This window comes from Nonomuraea sp. NPDC049129, assembly GCF_040648495.1.
Classification (GTDB): domain Bacteria; phylum Actinomycetota; class Actinomycetes; order Streptosporangiales; family Streptosporangiaceae; genus Nonomuraea.
This window is the reverse complement of the sequence record NZ_JBEZDU010000018.1, coordinates 1-15,522: the sequence shown is the minus strand read 5'-3', so window position 1 is coordinate 15,522 and position 15,522 is coordinate 1. Positions and strand designations below refer to the sequence as shown.

The window sequence follows — 15,522 nt, the reverse complement described above, 5'->3', positions numbered from 1 at the left end:
CTTGGAGACATTCTCGCGGGCAGAGCGAGTACGCCACCCGCGAGGTCGACCCCTCCTAGCCATACGAGGTCACATCGAATGTCCAAACCCGTAAACCGGGCGTTAGCCCGTGCCAGAACCCTGGCAGCGCTGGTCCTGTTCACCGTGCTGGGCTCGTTGCTCACCGCGCCCGCCGCGTCCGCCGCGGCGGGTGCGCCCATGCTGCCCCTGTTCGTACGCAGGGCGAGCGACGGCCACCTGCTCGCCTATGAGCCCAAGAGCACCGGCGGCCTCGAGGCCGCCGTCGATCTCGGCGGCGGCTTCTCCGCGGCGACCGCGATCCTGCGCGCCAACACATCTGAGAACGGCACCAGGAACGACCTGTTCTTCCGTCTGGGCGGCGAGCTCTACTACACCGCCGAGCGCGGCACCTCCACCATGCCCGTCGCCTCGAACATGGACGGCTACAACCTGATCATGACCCCGGGCAACATGGGCAGCAGCGCCGCGCCCGAGATCATCGCACGGGACACGGCCGGCGCCCTGTGGCTCTACCCGGGCCGTACCGACGGCGGTCTCGCGGCCCGCGTCCAGGCCGGAACCGCCGGCTGGAACGGCATGGACGCCCTGGCGGGCTACGGCGACTACACCGGCGACGGCAAGAACGACCTGCTGGCCAGGACCACCGCCGGCACCCTCTACATCTATCCGGGGACCGGCGGCATCACCGCCGACCAGATCCTGGGCGCCCGCATCAGCGCGGGCGCCGGCTGGGACGCCTACACCGCCCTGGTCTCCACCGGCGACAACAACGGGGACGGCAAAGCCGACCTGATCGCCCGCGACTCCGCCGGCGCGCTGTGGCTCTTCAAGGGCACCGGCGTCTCCTCGGCTCCCTTCGCCGCCAAAGAGAAGATCGGCAACGCGGGCTGGAACGCCTTCAACGCCTTCTTCTGAGCACCTCCATCCCCGTACCAGCGGCTGAAAGCTGACCATGCACACCACCACTGCTTCATCGCGCCGTACTCGGCGCCCTCTTTTAGGACGGCTGCGCGCCACCGCCGCGGCCCTCACCTCCGTCGGCGTCGTCATCGCCGGCGTGCAGTTCGCACCGCTGCCCGGCGCCGGCCCGGCGCTCGCCTTCGCCGACGCCGCCTTCGCTGACGCCGCCGAGTACGACCTCGCGCACGCCGCGTCGGTCCGCGCGGCCCAGTGCCTGCTCACCGCCGTACAGCGCAAGGGCGGCCAGGACCTGAAGGCCGTCGCCCGCGCCGGGCTGGGCGGCACGGACGACGTCCTGCTGCGCAACGCCGCCCCCGACTACGAGACCACCCCGTCGACCCCGCTGCACACCGCCTACGAGCAGGACGAAGAGCGGGCCTCGGTCAAGCTGAACGAGCTTCAGGACCGGCACACCGTCTGGGAGGAGTCGCTCAACGTCCCGCCCCCGAAGGGCTACACGGACGCCGCGTTCCAGTGGATCGAGCAGAAGGACAACCCGTTCAGCAAGGTAGGCCTGACCTCTTGGGTCGACGGCCAGTACTGGACGGAAGAGGAGGACTTCTACGCCGACCAGACCCCGCTGGCCGCCAAGGAGTCCGTGGACGCGGTCAACGCGATCGCCAAAGAGCGTTACCCCGCAGACGGCGAGGACGACAAGGGGCGGGACGCGTGGAAGGACATGTCCTTCCTGCACCCCATGTACGCCGACGACGCGCGGGCTTTCCTGGAGCGCGGCGGCTTCCCGACCAGCGCGCCCGATCCGGACAGCATGGAGTTCCGGGTCGACGTCGAGAACCTCAAGGCCCGCTACGCCTCCTGCGCCACCGACAACCCGCCGGACCCGCACGAGGTGCTGACCGCTGAGTTCGCCAAGGCCTCGGCGGAGTGGCAGCAGGAGGTCGACGGCCAGCGCGCCCAGCGTGACAGCATCCTTGCCGAGGAGGCCCAGGCCGCCGCCGACCTCCAGGTCGCCGCCCATGCCCTGGGCGAGGCGCTGGGCCAGTCGATCATCGGTGTCCGGCTGGCCGACTGGCAGGCCTACTGGCTCAAGCAACCCTCCGGAACCCCGTCCTATCCGAGCGCGGCGGTGTTCGCCAAGGTCAAGAACGACATCGTCAAGGCCCAGGCGATGGCGCTGGGCCGGGTGTTCGTCGCCTCGCGGGCCGCGCAGTCGGCGCAGCGGCACGCCGCCGCGGCCGTGGCCGCCCAGCAGGCCGCGTACGCCATCGCCGACGCCGCCAGCCGGCCCCGAGGCCGCGGCCTGCTCTACGGCCAGCAGGCCGTCCAGGTGACCAGGGCTTCGGCCGCCGCCACGCAGGCCGTGGCCAAGGCCACCGAGACCGCCGCCAACGCCACCCGTGCCTCGGCCGCCGACAGCAAGACGCTGATGGCGCTGGCCGAGACGCAGGCGCACGCCTCACGGGCGGAGTTCCGGCGGATGGCCGCCCAGGAGGCCGCCGCGCAGGCCAAGGCCGCCGCCGAAGGCGCCGCCACGCAGGCCGCACTCGCGGCCGAGAACGCGACCAAGGCCAAGAACGCCCAGGCCAGGGCCGAGGACGCCGAGCAGACGGCCAAGAACGCCGCCGCCGACGCCAAAGCCAAGCGGGAGATCGCCGAGACCGAGCGCGACAACGCCGAGCGGCAGAAGAACATCGCCGCCCAGCAGCGGACCAACGCCGCCAACGCCGAGGCCAGAGCCCAAACCGAACGCACCAACGCCGCCAACGCGCTCAGCGCCGCCCAAGGCGCCGGTAACACGGCCGCCGAGAAGAGGGAAAGGGCGGAGCAGGCCGAGCGCACGGCGGCCGCGGCCCGTACCACCGCCCTGGAGGCCGAGAGCACCCGGGACACCCTGCAGGCCAAGGCCTCCGCCCGCGAGGCGTACGCCGCCGCCGCCGAGGGTACCGATGCCGCCGACGGCGCCAGGACCGCCGCTACGCAGGCGCGTTCCGCGGCCGACCGGGCGACCACCGCCGCGACCAACGCCCGCGCCGCCGCCGACCAGGCCACCGCGGCCGCGGCCGCCGCCCGCGAGGCGGCCACGCGCGCCGAGGCCTCCGCCGCCCGCGCCCGATCCGCCTCCGACGCGGCCCAGCGCGACGTGGCGATCACCAACGAGGCCGTCAAGAAGGCCCACGCCGCGGCGGCCGACGCCATCGCGGCCTCGTGGGCCGCCGGAATCAACGCCCGCGAGGCCAAGGCCTACGCCGACACCGCCGTGGCGAACGCGGTCAAAGCCAGGACCGACGCCCTCGCCGCCCGCAAGGAGGCCGACGCCGCGCACGTCAGCGCGGTCCGCACCGCGGGGTTCGCCTACGCCACCGCCCAGGCGGCCGTGGCCACCCGCGACTCGGCCGCCCAGGTCATCAAGCCGGCCAACGACGCCATCGAGCTCGGCTCCCCGTACAAGGAGACCGACGCCTCGGCCGGCCTGGCCGTACTGACCGCCCAGGCGTCCAAGACGCTCGCCGCCCAGCAGGCCGCCGTCGCCCAGGCCAAGTCCACCCAGGCGAATAAGGCCGCCAAGGAGGCCGCGCTCCTGGCCGAGCAGGCCGACGCCGACGCCAAGGCGGCCGCTGTCGCGGCATCCGAAGCCGCGCAGTCCGCGGCCAAGGCCGTGGCCTCGCTCGCCCAGGCGCAGGCCTCGGCGGCGGAGGCGGCGGCCGCGGCCAAGGCAGCGGTGAAGGCCGAGGCCAACACCGTCGAGTACGACCGCAGCGCCACCGCCGACGCCGCGGCCGCCGCCTCGGCGGCCACCGCCGCCGAAGGGTACGCCAGCGACGCCCGCGACTCGGCCGACGCGGCCGAACTGGACGCCGCTTCGGCCCGCGCTGCCGCCAGCGCGGCGGAGAGCGACGCCGCCACCGCCCGCGACGTCGCCTCCAAGGCGGAAGCCGACGCGACGGCCGCGGAGGAAGCCGCCAAGAACGCGCGGCAGAGCGCTGAGGAGGCGCAAGCCGCGGCGATCAGGGCCGAGGCGGAGGCGCGCAAGCAGACCAAGGAAAGGCAGCGGATCGCCACCTGGGAGGGCGGCTTCGCGCTGACGGAGGTGGCGACCGACCTGACCGTCGACTCCTGGAGCGGGTCGTGCACCACCGGCTGGGGCGGTGACGGGACCTGCGACATCGACATCCCGCTGCACATCCACGGGACGGTGTACTACAGCGTCATCACGTGCCAGATGACGAGTGCGTCCGACGCGGACTGCGTCCGCGACAACCTGGTCGCCAAGGACGTCGACTTCATCGAGCACCGCACGCTGCACATGGACGTGCGGAAGGTGATCCAGGAGTCGTTCAACAACCTGGTGCACATCGTGCTCGGCGACGTCATCGATTGCGCCAACTTCAAGGCCTCAGGCTGCGCCTGGGTCGCCGGCGAGATCCTGGGCCCGCTGGTCATCGGCAAGATCGCCAAGAGCGTGGTCGCCTTCCGGAACTCCGTGCGCACGGGAGTCGGCGTCGAGGAGGCGGTGGCGGGCCTGGAGGCCGAAACGGGCCTCGAACAGGGGACGGTGCGCGGGCTCGAAGCGCAGGCGGTGGCCGATCTCGAGGCGCTCGAGGGCGCAAAGGTCACGCTCGACAGCCTCAGAGCCCAGCTGGTGGAGTTGGTGCGCCGCAGGTCGCTGGGGTGGGACATGGCGCAACAGAGATTCAGGAAACCCGAGATGCAAACTGCACTCCGCATCGAGCAAGCGCGCGGGGTGCGGCTCTCCCGGTCGAGCGGCGCGAGCGAGGACTGGTTCGACCAGTACGGGCGGTCCTATGATGCGGTGGGCAGCGGACTTACCGCAGAGCGCTTCGCGGAGCAATGGCCGGGCCTGCAGGCCCAGATTCAGTCGCACGTGGGGAAGGCGCAATTCGTGCCAGTCGACGTCTCTCTGTTCACGCCCGCCCAGATCGAAACGGTGAAGGCCTTCATTGAACCGCTGGGCCGCAACGTCTTCATCGTGGGTGGTCCCTGATGGCGAGCGACATCTTCGTCTCCGACGAGTACGCGTGGACCGCGTCGTCCGGGCCGTTCGAATGGGTGGTCGCGTTCCTGCTGGAATCCATCGAGGACGCGGCCACCAAGGAACAGCTCGAACTGGTCCTCAGCGCCCCCCTTGGCGCCGTCGACCTGCGAAGGCTGCCGGAGGCCGGGCGCGCGCAGATCATGCGAGCCCTGCGCGAGCGACTGGCCCCCGCGGCCGAGTCGGGCCTGGGGCTCACGCTGCCTGAGCCCGCCCGGCGTTTCCTCATCGGCCACGTCAAAGTCCTGGCTCTCATGGCCGAAGATGTGGCGAAATCCACCGACAGGAAGGGAACGACCTGAGCTCTGCCGCCTCCGGGCGGATGAACTGAGACCGGCGGCCACCCACATGGGCAGGTGAACCTTCCGGGCCACCCGGACAGGTCCGCCTCGTCTGGGCCGCGCCGGTGTGCGCTGGAGCGCGCACCGGCGTGTGCCCTCCTGGCAGCTGTGCCACACCGCTACCGCGTCAGGGTTGTTCCGGTGCTCGGGGGACGAGCAGTCCTCGGTTGAACGCCTCGGTGACGGCGGCGGCGCGGTCGCCGACGCCAAGCTTGCCGTAGATGTTCAGCAGGTGGGATTTGACCGTGGCCTCCGTAATGAACAGCTGCGCCGCCGCCTCCCGGTTCGTGCCACCGGCCGCCACCAGCTGGAGCACTTCGAGCTCCCGCTGGCTGAGCGGCCCCGAGGCGGAGGAGCGTACCCGGCTCATGAGCAGAGCCGCCGCCGACGGCGCGAGAACCGCCTCACCCCGAGCCGTCGCCCGGACCGCCCGCAGGAGCTCGTCACGGGGAGCGTCCTTGAGCAGGTAGCCGGTGGCACCCGCCTCGATCGCGGGCAGCACGTGGCTGTCGGTGTCATATGTGGTGAGCACCAGCACGCGCACCCCAGTCCCGCCCCCGGCCAGCGCTCTTGTCGCGCTCACGCCGTCCATGCCAGGCATCCGCAGATCCATGAGGACCACATCCGGCCGTAGCGTCTCGGCGAGCCGGACCGCCTCGGCTCCATCGGCGGCCTCCCCGACCACCTCGAAGTCCGGATCGCGGGCGAACATGCTGCTCAAGCCATCTCGGACCACCGGATGATCGTCGACGACCAGCAGTCTGATCACGCTATCCGGGCGGCTCATGACTCGGCCCACTCGGCGGGGACGCGGGCCGAGATCCCCGTGCCGGCACCTGGCTCCGACTCCACCTGCAGCGTGCCTGACAGGCCCTCGATCCGCTGCCGCATCGCGATCAGCCCAAACCCAAGGTGAGCCGTACGCGGACCATCGCCACCGCCATCCCTGAGCCGCGCCGGACCGAACCCGCCACCGCTGTCCCTCAGGCGGCCCGCGTCGAAGCCTCCACCGCCATCTCCGGGCCGGGCTGGTCCGGAGCCGCCGCCGTCGCTGTCCCTGAGGTGGGCCGGATCGAAGCCGACACCGTCGTCGCGCACGTCCAGAGCGACCTCGTGTTCCATGTACGACAGTGTCACCCCCGCCCGGGTCGCCCGCGCGTGCTTGGCCACGTTCGTCAGCGCCTCCTGCGCGGTTCTGAGCAGCGCGACCTCGGCCTCCGGGCGCATCGGCCGCGCCGTGCCGGTCGTCGTGACCTGGACCGGGATCTCGTGCAGTGCCGACCAGCGTCTGGCCACGCTCGCCAGCGCCTCGCCCAGCCGCGCGGTCCGCAGCGGCTCAGGACGCAGCGCGTCCACCGATCGCCGCGCCTCGGACAGGCTCTCCCCGGCCAGCCTGGTCGCGGCTTCGATGTGCCGGCGCCATTCCGCCGGGTCGTCGCCGGCGTGCTCGGCCGCGTGCAGTTGGGTGATGATGCCGGTGAGACCCTGCGCCAGCGTGTCGTGAATCTCCCGCGCCATCCGCCGCCGCTCGTCGTGCACGCCGGCCTGCCTGGCCTGCGCCAGTAACTGCTCGTGCAGGGCCGCGTTCTCTGTCAGCGTCGTCTCCAGCCTGCGGTTCGCTTCGCGCGCCTCTTCCAGCGCCCGCTTGCGCTCGTCGTTCTGCTGGGCACTACGCCGAGCGAACCAGGCGAAGCCACACATAGGGATCACATTCGCAGCCATGACAGCCACATACGTGATCAGCCCCACGGGTGTGGTCTTGTCCACGTCGTACGCCTGCGCCGTGCCCGCCACCATCGCCACCGCCGCGACGCCGGCCGGTTGCCACGGCCAGCGCAGCACCCGGAAGGCGTAGATGTATCCGACAGGGGTGAAAAACCCGAACCACGGGTCCCTGACCACCAGAATCGCCGTGAGCAGGATCAGCACGGTGAAGAACACGGCCATCACCGGCACACGCTCGCGCCAGGGGGGACGGAGTGTGAAGACCCCTAGCATCCACGCCGCCAGCAACGCGCACAGCACTAGGTCGACGAGCGGGGACGCGCCCGCCGACCGCTTGATGGCCACGGTGACACCAGCCAGAAGCGTCAGCAAGGCATACGGGCCGACGGTCACCGGTACGGGCCACCGTGTCGCTGGATCGCACATCCGCGGCCTCCACATCCGTCGCTGGCCCCCGAGCGGGGAATCTAACCTCCACATCGGCACGTCCCTACGCGGCTCAGCCCGCCTGAGGAGGCTCGATGGCCAGGGCGTGCCGGAAGACGTTGCGCGGGTCCCACCGGGCCTTCACCCGTTGGAGGCGTGGGTAGTTGTCCTTGTAGTAGAGCGTGTGCGCGGGCACACCTGAGGTGTTCCACGCCGGGTCGGCCAGGTCGGCGTCCGGGTAGTTGATGTAGGAACCGTCGTTGACCTCGCCGGGCACGGGCACACCGCCGGTCTCGGCGTACACGTCGTGGTAGAAGCCGCGGACCCAGGCGAGGTTGGCCTTGTCGTCCTTTTCGTCTTCCCAGATCGTCTGGTAGACCGCCTTCATGACCACGTCTCGCTGGGCGATCGCGGTGGCCCCTGGCGCTACCGCACGGACCTGGCCGCCATAGCCGATGAGCAGCATGCCGGCGTTGGGCCCACCGGTGGAGTTGGTCAGGTTGCGATGGACGGCCGCGAGTTGGGTCTCGGTGAATGATCGTCGCAGGTAGCCGGCCTTGATCTTGTATCGCCGGATGATCACGTCACCCGGCTCGCCGCTGCCCGGCCAGGTCATCCGGTGTAACCAGGGCATCGTCCGCCGGATGTCGAGCGCCGGTGTGAGGTCGATGCCAGCGGTCACCGCGGACGCGAAGCCGGTCACCATGCTGTCGGCGTTGGGGAGGTCCGCGTCGATCTGCGCGACCAGCATGACGGTTCCGCCGGCGCGGTGCGACAGCTGGAGGATCCCGTACAGCCCGGCGTGCGGAGAGCCGGGCGCGCTGTTGCGCTCATGCCAGGTCCCGAAGTTACGCAGCAGCCCGGTAAGTGCCTTTTCGGTCATATGCTCCCAGGACCAGATGACCACGTGCTGCAGCATCCGCTGCGGCGCCGCCGGCAGCAGCTGGGACGGGTCGGTGCCGGCGACGCCGGGGGAGCGCAGCCAGTAGCGGGTGACCACGCCGAAGTTGCCGCCGCCACCACCGGTGTGCGCCCACCACAGGTCGCGGCGCGGGTCGTCCGGCTCGCGGGTGGCGACCACCGCGCGGGCGGTGCCGTCGCGGTCGACCACCACGACCTCCACGCCGTACAGGTGATCCACCACCGAGCCGTAGCGCCTGGACAGCGGTCCGTATCCGCCGCCCGCGAAGTGCCCACCGGCACCCACCTCCGGGCAACTGCCCCCAGGGATCGTCACGCCCCAGCCTTTGAGCAGCGTCCGGTACACCTGACCGAGGTTGGCTCCGGGTTGCACGGCGAACGCCCGACGGTCGGCGTCATAGCCGACCGCGTCCATCGGCGAGAGGTCCAGCAGCACCCGGACCGCCGGATCGGCGGTGAAGTTCTCGAAGCAGTGCCCGCCGCTGCGCACCGCGACCCGTCGGCCGGACCGCACCGCCTCCGACACCGCGCGCACCACCTGATCGGTCGACCCGACCACGCGGATCTCCTCCGGCCGGCCGACGAACCGGAAGTTGTTGCCACGCAACAGGTTGTCGTAGCGAAAGTCCCCCGGACGTACTGTCACCGGCCCGAATATCGCCGCTTCCGCTTCCGCCGCAGCAGGCCCCGCCGCGCCCGATTGCGCCAACGCCGCCTCGGCACCCCACGTGCCCGCCGCGGCACCCGCACCGGCAAGCAGTCCACGACGACTCACCGCTGCGGCGCCCGGCAGGCTCGTACGCCCGTCGCCCACTTCTGACATGTGACTCGCCCCTTTCCGATTGGAGGTCGTCAGCCTCTCAAGCAGGCGGCACGGCACACATCAACCCGTGGCATGAATCAGCGGCTCAACTCTCCGCCCCCCGAACGGCTGATCCGCCCCACCCATCGGCTGACCGGCAGCGGATTGCTTCAGTCCCTGTGACCACGAGGTCGGACGCGCGCGGCCACGGGGTGGGGCGCCCTTCGGGCAGGAGGTCGGGCGCGCGGCCGTGGGTGGGCGCCGACTGTGGTCATGAGGTCGGGCGAGAGAGCTCGGCGCCCTCCCAGAGGTCGGTCGTGGCCTGCCGATACCGCTGGGCGATTCGGCCTGCGAACCCGCCTCACCTCTTCGCGTAGGTGACCTCGAAGTCAGGCTTCCAGGTTTCGCCGTCGCTGGAGGCGTCCCATCGTCCGGTGACAAGGCGGCCGTCGCCACGGATCGTTGCCTCGAAGCGCTGATGAAAGCCCGGCCCTGCCTGTCCCCGCATCTCCCAGTGACCGTCCTCGAAGCTCATCTGGTAGATCCTGCAGACTCCCCGCGCATCGGCGTACAGCATGGCGAAGGCCCCACTGTGGTCGTCGAGACCGATGGCGGCATCGATCGGAAACGGCGAGCTCTCCTGCCATTCCGGGGCGATCGCCTGAGGGGGGTCGACGCGCATGATGAGGAATCCCCGGCTGTCGTGCCAGGTGAACATCGCCGTGCACCGGCCCATCGGCTGCCCGTCGATCGATGCCTCCATGTCCCACTCCCCGACGAGCACTTCCAGGCTCTGCAACCGCTGGTTGGCTGTGTGTCGCGCTGCTGTCACGGCTACCTCCCGTTGACGTGTGGTCGGAAGGGTAGACCGGCCGCGTGCCGCGAACTCATCGCCGGCGGCGGGCTGGGACGTCGCGGCCGAGGAAGGCCAGTAGTTGCCGGTGTGCGGGGGCGTCGGCGGGGGCGGGGACCGAGGGGCCGAACATGCCAGGGCGGCGGAAGGCGTCGAAGTCCATGCCGTGCATGATCGTGAGCAGCTCGCCGCACGACCGTTCGTCGACGAGATGCTCCTGATCGGTGGCGAGCGCCAGGTCGACGCCGTGGACGAGGACTTCGGTGAGGTGGATGAGGGCGGCCATCGGCCCCGGTACGGCCCCGAACCCCAAACGTACGGTGGTGTCGAGGGCGGCCGGGCGATGCCAGGCGGCGCGGTCGAGGTCGGCCGCGGTGGCGAAGGCGGCCCGCGGGTCGGTGCCGAGCCAGTCATCCTCGTGCTCGCCGCCCGCGTCGGTCGCGGTGAGCTCGGCGGCGAAGACGCGCATGCCGCCGACCATGTGGTTGAGCTCTGTACGCACGTCCCAGCCGGCGCAGGGGGTGGGAGCGTGGAGCCGGCTGTCGGTGATGCCTTTGACGATGGCGGCGGTCATGTCGAGAGCGCGGTCGATCATGGCGATGGTCATGTCGTTCTCCAGGAAGGGAGCGGGGGATCAGGCGATCTTCTCGGCGATGCCGTCGCGCAGGTGGTAGTCCAGGTAGGCGGCGCCGAACGCGCGCGGGGTTTCGCTACCCATGGCGTACATGCCGTGCTCGACGGCCCAGCGCAGCATGGGCGCGGCGGCCATGGACGCCGTCATGATGGCGTCCAGCTCCGGATCGTGCTCGGCACGCAGACGGCGCTCGGCCTCGGCGCGGGCAAAGGGGAGGGGCGCGGTGGAGATGTCGCCCAGGTCATAGACCCCGTCCAAGGCGATGAGCGCGGCGACGCGCTGGTCGAAGGCAGCGGCTCGGGGCGCGAGCAGGCCGCCCATGCTGCAGCCGAGCAGCGCGACGCGGGTGCCGTCGACTTCGGGGCGGGTCAGGGCGTGGTCCAGTACGGGGCCGACCACGTTCTCCCAGTCGGGACGGAACATCAGGCCCTGATGGTGGCGGGTGCCCGGCTGACCGGGGCCGTCGAAGGTCAGCACGGTGTAGCCGCGTCGACGGCCGTGGCCGCGCCGAAGAAGTGCATCTCCTCCACCGTGCCGTCGAACCCGTTGTGCATGACCACGGTCGGCCTGGCCGTGGCGGAGTCGTCGGCACGGTACAGGTAGCCGGGCAGGACGGTGCCCTCGTACGGGATCTCCACCGGCTGGATGACCGGGGCGAACAGCGCCGCCGCCTGGCGCCCTTCGGTGGCCGCCCGGTCGGCGGTGGCCGGCCACTCGTCGTGCCAGCTGTCGTAGTCACCGGCGGTGATCCGCTGACAGGTGATCACGTCCTCGCCGAAGTCGGCGCCGCCGTAGGCGATGTGCCCGAAGGTGCGCAGGGTCTCGTACCAGAACTGAGGGTTGTCGGGAAAGAACAGCGGGGGCATGGCCACTCCTAAAGCAGCAAGCGACTGCGTTAGGGGGACTTTAGGGCGCCATCACTCGCAAACGCAAGTCGTGACTGCGTTAAGCTGCGGGCATGGTGGAACAGCAGCCGACACGCCGGCCCGGCGGGCGCAGCGCCCGCGTACGAGCCGCAGTGCACCACGCGGTCACCGATCTGATCGCCGAACGCGGCCACGGCAACTTCACCGTCGGTGACGTCGCCACCCGCGCCGGAGTGGCCGACACCAGCGTCTATCGCCGCTGGGGCACCCTGGAGGCCCTGCTCACGGACGTGGCGATCACCTGGCTCACCACCACCTCGCCCATACCGGATACCGGCAGTTTGGAAGGCGACCTGCGCGCGTACGCGGCCGGCGTCGCGCGCGACGTGACCGGGCCCGACGGGCTGGCGGTGCTGCGCCTGGTCATCGCCTTGTCCACCGGGGGAGAGGCCGGCGTACAGGCAAGAGACGCGTTCGTGGCCGAACGCGGACGCCAACTGCAGGGCATGCTGGACCGCGCCCGAGACCGCGGCGAACGTCCACCCGAGGGCCTGGACATCCTCGACCACCTCTTGGCCCCGATGTACGTCCGCGTCCTGTTCGGCACGGGCCCACTCACCCCCGACTACGTCAACGCCCTGGTCGACCGCCTTCTGGCCGACTAGGTGAACGCTCCCCTGCTGGCGGGACGGGCACCAGCCGGTAGGCCGGGCCGTCGGCGATCAGGCGGCCCGCGGTCGGCGGGGGAAAGTGGGTGCCCAGCACGAGGGCGCCGGTGCCGGCGAGCGAGGCGAGCAGGGCGCGGCGGGTGGCCGTGGCCTGCTCGGGGTCGATGTCGACACAGCTGCCGATGTCGGGGTACAGCAGTTGGACGGGGTGGTGCACGCAGTCGCCGGTGATCAGCGCGCTCTCGCCGCCGCTGGTCAGCCGGACCGCGACGTGACCCGGGGTGTGACCCGGCGTGGAAACCAGGTGCACGCCGAGGGCGACCTCGGCCGGGACGGGTACCAGGTCGAGCAGCCCCGCCTCTTCGATCGGATGCACGGAGTCGCGGAACATCTGCCGCCGTGCCTCGTCCATGTCGCATCCGGCCCAGAAGTCCCTCTCCGCGCGAGAGGTCAGGTAACGGGCGCGGGGGAAGGTCGGCACCCATTCGCCACCCTCCGCCCGGGTGTTCCAACCGACATGATCGGTGTGCAGGTGGGTCAGGATCACCATGTCGACGGACTCGGGCGGGAAGCCCGCGGCCACGAGGCGATCGAGGTAGCCGGTCCGGAGGTCGTGCCACGCCGGGTTCGCCCGCGTCTTGCCGTTGCCGATCCCGGTGTCCACCAGGATGCGCAGCCCGTCGGCCGAGATCGCGAAGCTCTGGCTGACCAGGCGCAGGACGCCGTCCCGGTCGGCGAAGTCGGGCCGCAGCCAGGCGTGCCGCGCGACGACGTCCGCGGTGGCGCCGGGCAGCAGCCAGGCGCCGGTCTGGGGAGGCAAGGCGATCTCGTCCACCCGGTGGATCGTGATGTCGCCCACGGTCCAGGAGATCGCGCCGGGCGTGCCGGTAGATGGTGACCGCATGTTCGTTACTTCCCCATATTCGTCAGGGAAGCGCCGGAGCGGGGTCTCGGGCCCTGGTAGGGCCCGAGGTTCAACTGTTCGCGAATACGAATCCACGTGGCAAGGCGGACGCGAGTTGTTCGAGTTGCCTGATGGCCGTGGTCAGGTCATCGGCGATGGGATGGACGAGCACATGATCGGCGCCGGCGTCGAGTTGCGCTTGAACGCGCGCGGCGACGGCCTCCGGGGTGCCCCAAGCGACCAGCGCGTCGACCAGCCGATCGCTTCCCCCGTCGGCGATGTCCTGCCGGCTGTAGCCGAGACGTAACCAGTTGCGCGTGTACGGCGAATCGGGGCCGGTCTTGCCTCGATACCGTCGAGCGATGGCACGGGCTTGCTCGGGATCGGGTTCGATGATGAACGCCTGCTCGGGGATGAGCAACTTATCGCTCCCCAGAGCCTCACGGACAAGTGCGGTGTGTTCGACCGGGGCCGAAGTTCAATGCGCCTCACGGCGTTGCGCCAGCTCTCGACCGGAGTGCCGTGCACGTGGGGCCCGCCAAGCCACACTCCCACGCGTCCCAGCTTCGCCTTCACTTCTGTGATCACCACCGAAACCTCCGCGCACCCGACGACTGATATCCGGGGACTGTCTCCGGTAAGCGTGATGCTATCCGGAGATAGTCCCCGGTACAATCGCTTCGGCCGAAAGGGGAGCTATGAGCGACACGAGGGCACCGCGTGCGATGCGGGCAGACGCGCAGCGCAATCGGGCTCGGTTGCTCGCCGCGGCGAGCGCGGCGTTCGCTCGCGCGGGCGTGGAGGCCTCGCTCGATGACATCGCCCGCGACGCCGACGTGGGTTCGGGCACTCTTTACCGCCACTTCCCCACCCGCGAGGCGCTGGTGGAGGCCGTCCTCGACAACCGCTACCAGGCCCTCGCCGCCGCGGCCACCGAGCTACAGGCCGAGCGCTCGCCGCACGAAGCGCTCGCGGCCTGGTTGAAGCTCTTCGTCGACCACCTCATGACGTATCGAGGGCTGGCGGCAACCGTCACCACGGCGCTCCACAACGAGACGCCGCCATCGGACTCGGCCTGCCATGCCATGCGCGCCGCGGCATACGAACTCGTGGCAACGGCCCAGCGCGACGGCGCTGTCCGGGATGACATCGACGCCTCGACGATCCTGCGCCTCGCCGCCGGTGTCGCCTGGGCCCACGAGCAGGCGCCCGCCGACCGGGCCGGTATCGGGCAAATGCTGGCGGTCCTCATGGACGGACTGCTTCGCGACGGCCGCGTTCCGCGGGCGGTTAGCTGATCCCCGGGGAATGCGTCATGCCGTGGCGATCGGGCCGAGGTAGGTGCCGCCCGAGACGTCGATGGTCTGGCCGGTCACCCATCGGCCCTGCGGGCCCGCCAGGAAGCCGACGACGTCCGCGACGTCCTCGGGCTCGCCGAGCCGGCCGAGCGCGGTGATCGCTTCGATCGCGGCGACCGCCTCGGGGATGGTGTTGTAGCCCGCGGTCATGTCGGTACGCACCGCGCCGGGCGCGACCGTGTTCACCGTGATGCCGCGCCTGCCGAGCTCATTGGCCAGGGACGGGGCCATCGACTCCAGTGCCGCCTTGCTGAGGTTGTAGGCGATCTGCGTGGAGACCGCGAAGCGGCTGGCCACCGAGCCCATGTTGATGATGCGGCCGCCGTCGTTCAGCAGCGGCAGCGCGCGCTGGATCACGAAGAACGGTGTGCTGACGTTGATCGTGAGCAGCCTGCCGAACTCCTCCGGTGTGACCTGCGCGATCGGGTTGACCGAGCCGATGCCCGCGTTGTTGACCAGGATGTCCAGGCCGCCGCCCGCCGGTCCCTCGGCCAGACCGCTGCTGGCCAGCCCCTCGGCCAGGCTCTCGAACAGGCGGTCCACCGCGCCATCGTCGCCGAACCGGGCCTGCACGGCGAACGCCCGGCCGCCTGCCTGCTCGATCCGCGCCACTGTCTGCTTGGCCGCGTCGTCGTTGTCGCCGTAGTGGACGGCGACCAGGGCGCCCTCGGCGGCCAGTCGCAGCGCGACCGCCCGGCCGATTCCCCGGGATCCTCCGGTCACCAGCGCGGTCTTGCCGGTCAGACTGTTCATCTCTGCTCCTCGTTCAGCGGCCGGCCCTCGGCGGATCCGGCGATGGCTCAACAGTGGCGGCAGTGGCTCACCGCACGCTCACCGACGGCTCACCGGGTGAGCAGCGCTCCGGATTGGGTGGGACCAGGTAATGCTGAGCGGTCCCACCCGACGATCCGGCCTAGAACTCTATGTCTCCGCCGACGGGGGCGGCAGGGGTCTTCTCGGGCTTCTCGGCGATGACCGCCTCGGTGGTGAGGAAGAGCGCCGCGATGGAAGCGGCGTTCTGCAGCGCCGAG

Annotated in this window: 15 protein-coding genes; 5 read left to right on the top strand and 10 right to left on the bottom strand. The window is 70.8% G+C overall.

The window, feature by feature from the left end; all coding sequences use genetic code 11:
- The first annotated feature begins 78 nt into the window (after positions 1-78).
- The 3 genes from AB0B64_RS41230 to AB0B64_RS41220 are packed head-to-tail and all read left to right on the top strand — an operon-like array spanning position 79 to position 5,295.
- The gene (locus AB0B64_RS41230) at positions 79-936 is read left to right on the top strand and encodes an FG-GAP-like repeat-containing protein (protein WP_358184880.1); all 858 of its coding nucleotides are present in this window, start codon (positions 79-81) and stop codon (positions 934-936) included.
- Positions 937-973: 37 nt separating this feature from the next.
- Positions 974-4,945 (top strand): hypothetical protein, encoded by a 3,972-nt coding sequence (locus AB0B64_RS41225; RefSeq protein WP_358184877.1) that lies wholly within the window; start codon positions 974-976, stop codon positions 4,943-4,945.
- Positions 4,945-5,295: a hypothetical protein gene (locus AB0B64_RS41220; RefSeq protein ID WP_357955047.1), complete on the top strand. Its 351-nt coding sequence runs from the start codon at positions 4,945-4,947 to the stop codon at positions 5,293-5,295. The genes AB0B64_RS41225 and AB0B64_RS41220 overlap by 1 nt, the downstream gene beginning before the upstream one ends.
- A gap of 166 nt (positions 5,296-5,461) precedes the next feature.
- Here the strand turns inward: AB0B64_RS41220 and AB0B64_RS41215 are convergent, their stop codons facing one another.
- The 7 genes from AB0B64_RS41215 to AB0B64_RS41185 form a co-directional block, all read right to left on the bottom strand.
- Positions 5,462-6,121 (bottom strand): response regulator transcription factor, encoded by a 660-nt coding sequence (locus AB0B64_RS41215; protein ID WP_357955045.1) that lies wholly within the window; start codon positions 6,119-6,121, stop codon positions 5,462-5,464.
- Complete coding sequence (locus AB0B64_RS41210; protein WP_358184874.1) at positions 6,118-7,404, bottom strand: sensor histidine kinase; 1,287 nt, start codon at positions 7,402-7,404, stop codon at positions 6,118-6,120. Before AB0B64_RS41210 ends, AB0B64_RS41215 begins: the two co-directional genes overlap by 4 nt.
- A 154-nt stretch (positions 7,405-7,558) precedes the next feature.
- Positions 7,559-9,229 carry an FAD-binding protein gene (locus AB0B64_RS41205; protein WP_358184870.1) on the bottom strand — a complete coding sequence of 557 codons (1,671 nt, stop codon included), beginning with the start codon at positions 9,227-9,229 and terminating at the stop codon, positions 7,559-7,561.
- Positions 9,230-9,569: 340 nt separating this feature from the next.
- Positions 9,570-10,040 (bottom strand): hypothetical protein, encoded by a 471-nt coding sequence (locus tag AB0B64_RS41200; protein ID WP_358184867.1) that lies wholly within the window; start codon positions 10,038-10,040, stop codon positions 9,570-9,572.
- Between the two features lie 55 nt (positions 10,041-10,095).
- Positions 10,096-10,668 carry a TIGR03086 family metal-binding protein gene (locus AB0B64_RS41195; RefSeq protein WP_357955036.1) on the bottom strand — a complete coding sequence of 191 codons (573 nt, stop codon included), beginning with the start codon at positions 10,666-10,668 and terminating at the stop codon, positions 10,096-10,098.
- A 27-nt stretch (positions 10,669-10,695) separates the two neighbouring features.
- A complete protein-coding gene (locus AB0B64_RS41190) occupies positions 10,696-11,172 on the bottom strand; it encodes an alpha/beta fold hydrolase (RefSeq protein WP_357955034.1) in 477 nt (158 codons plus the stop codon).
- On the bottom strand, positions 11,166-11,561 hold the full coding sequence (locus AB0B64_RS41185) for a hypothetical protein (RefSeq protein WP_357955032.1): 396 nt from the start codon (positions 11,559-11,561) through the stop codon (positions 11,166-11,168). The genes AB0B64_RS41190 and AB0B64_RS41185 overlap by 7 nt, the downstream gene beginning before the upstream one ends.
- A gap of 92 nt (positions 11,562-11,653) precedes the next feature.
- Between AB0B64_RS41185 and AB0B64_RS41180 the strand changes: the two genes are divergently transcribed.
- Positions 11,654-12,226, top strand: a complete 573-nt coding sequence (locus AB0B64_RS41180) for a TetR/AcrR family transcriptional regulator (protein ID WP_357955030.1) — start codon at positions 11,654-11,656, stop codon at positions 12,224-12,226.
- Here AB0B64_RS41180 and AB0B64_RS41175 read toward each other — a convergent pair.
- Together AB0B64_RS41175 and AB0B64_RS41170 are read right to left on the bottom strand one after the other, a co-directional pair.
- Positions 12,192-13,133, bottom strand: a complete 942-nt coding sequence (locus AB0B64_RS41175; protein ID WP_357955028.1) for an MBL fold metallo-hydrolase — start codon at positions 13,131-13,133, stop codon at positions 12,192-12,194. The two genes, AB0B64_RS41180 and AB0B64_RS41175, sit on opposite strands and share 35 nt — an antisense overlap.
- Positions 13,134-13,203: 70 nt before the next feature.
- Positions 13,204-13,554: a hypothetical protein gene (locus tag AB0B64_RS41170; RefSeq protein WP_358184864.1), complete on the bottom strand. Its 351-nt coding sequence runs from the start codon at positions 13,552-13,554 to the stop codon at positions 13,204-13,206.
- Between the two features lie 277 nt (positions 13,555-13,831).
- On the opposite strand from AB0B64_RS41170, the gene AB0B64_RS41165 reads away from it, so the two are divergent.
- Positions 13,832-14,431 (top strand): TetR/AcrR family transcriptional regulator, encoded by a 600-nt coding sequence (locus AB0B64_RS41165; RefSeq protein ID WP_357955024.1) that lies wholly within the window; start codon positions 13,832-13,834, stop codon positions 14,429-14,431.
- Positions 14,432-14,446: 15 nt separating this feature from the next.
- On the opposite strand, the gene AB0B64_RS41160 is transcribed toward AB0B64_RS41165, so the two are convergent.
- Positions 14,447-15,244 (bottom strand): SDR family oxidoreductase, encoded by a 798-nt coding sequence (locus AB0B64_RS41160; protein WP_357955022.1) that lies wholly within the window; start codon positions 15,242-15,244, stop codon positions 14,447-14,449.
- Positions 15,245-15,522 lie beyond the last annotated feature (278 nt).

Bases quoted from the DNA above. Each gene is read 5' to 3' on its own strand.
- AB0B64_RS41230 (WP_358184880.1), top strand. From the start codon at position 79: ATGTCCAAACCCGTAAACCGGGCGTTAGCCCGTGCCAGAACCCTGGCA.
- AB0B64_RS41225 (WP_358184877.1), top strand. From the start codon at position 974: ATGCACACCACCACTGCTTCATCGCGCCGTACTCGGCGCCCTCTTTTA.
- AB0B64_RS41220 (WP_357955047.1), top strand. From the start codon at position 4,945: ATGGCGAGCGACATCTTCGTCTCCGACGAGTACGCGTGGACCGCGTCG.
- AB0B64_RS41215 (WP_357955045.1), bottom strand. From the start codon at position 6,121: ATGAGCCGCCCGGATAGCGTGATCAGACTGCTGGTCGTCGACGATCAT.
- AB0B64_RS41205 (WP_358184870.1), bottom strand. From the start codon at position 9,229: ATGTCAGAAGTGGGCGACGGGCGTACGAGCCTGCCGGGCGCCGCAGCG.
- AB0B64_RS41195 (WP_357955036.1), bottom strand. From the start codon at position 10,668: ATGACCATCGCCATGATCGACCGCGCTCTCGACATGACCGCCGCCATC.
- AB0B64_RS41185 (WP_357955032.1), bottom strand. From the start codon at position 11,561: ATGCCCCCGCTGTTCTTTCCCGACAACCCTCAGTTCTGGTACGAGACC.
- AB0B64_RS41180 (WP_357955030.1), top strand. From the start codon at position 11,654: ATGGTGGAACAGCAGCCGACACGCCGGCCCGGCGGGCGCAGCGCCCGC.
- AB0B64_RS41175 (WP_357955028.1), bottom strand. From the start codon at position 13,133: ATGCGGTCACCATCTACCGGCACGCCCGGCGCGATCTCCTGGACCGTG.
- AB0B64_RS41165 (WP_357955024.1), top strand. From the start codon at position 13,832: ATGAGCGACACGAGGGCACCGCGTGCGATGCGGGCAGACGCGCAGCGC.
- AB0B64_RS41160 (WP_357955022.1), bottom strand. From the start codon at position 15,244: ATGAACAGTCTGACCGGCAAGACCGCGCTGGTGACCGGAGGATCCCGG.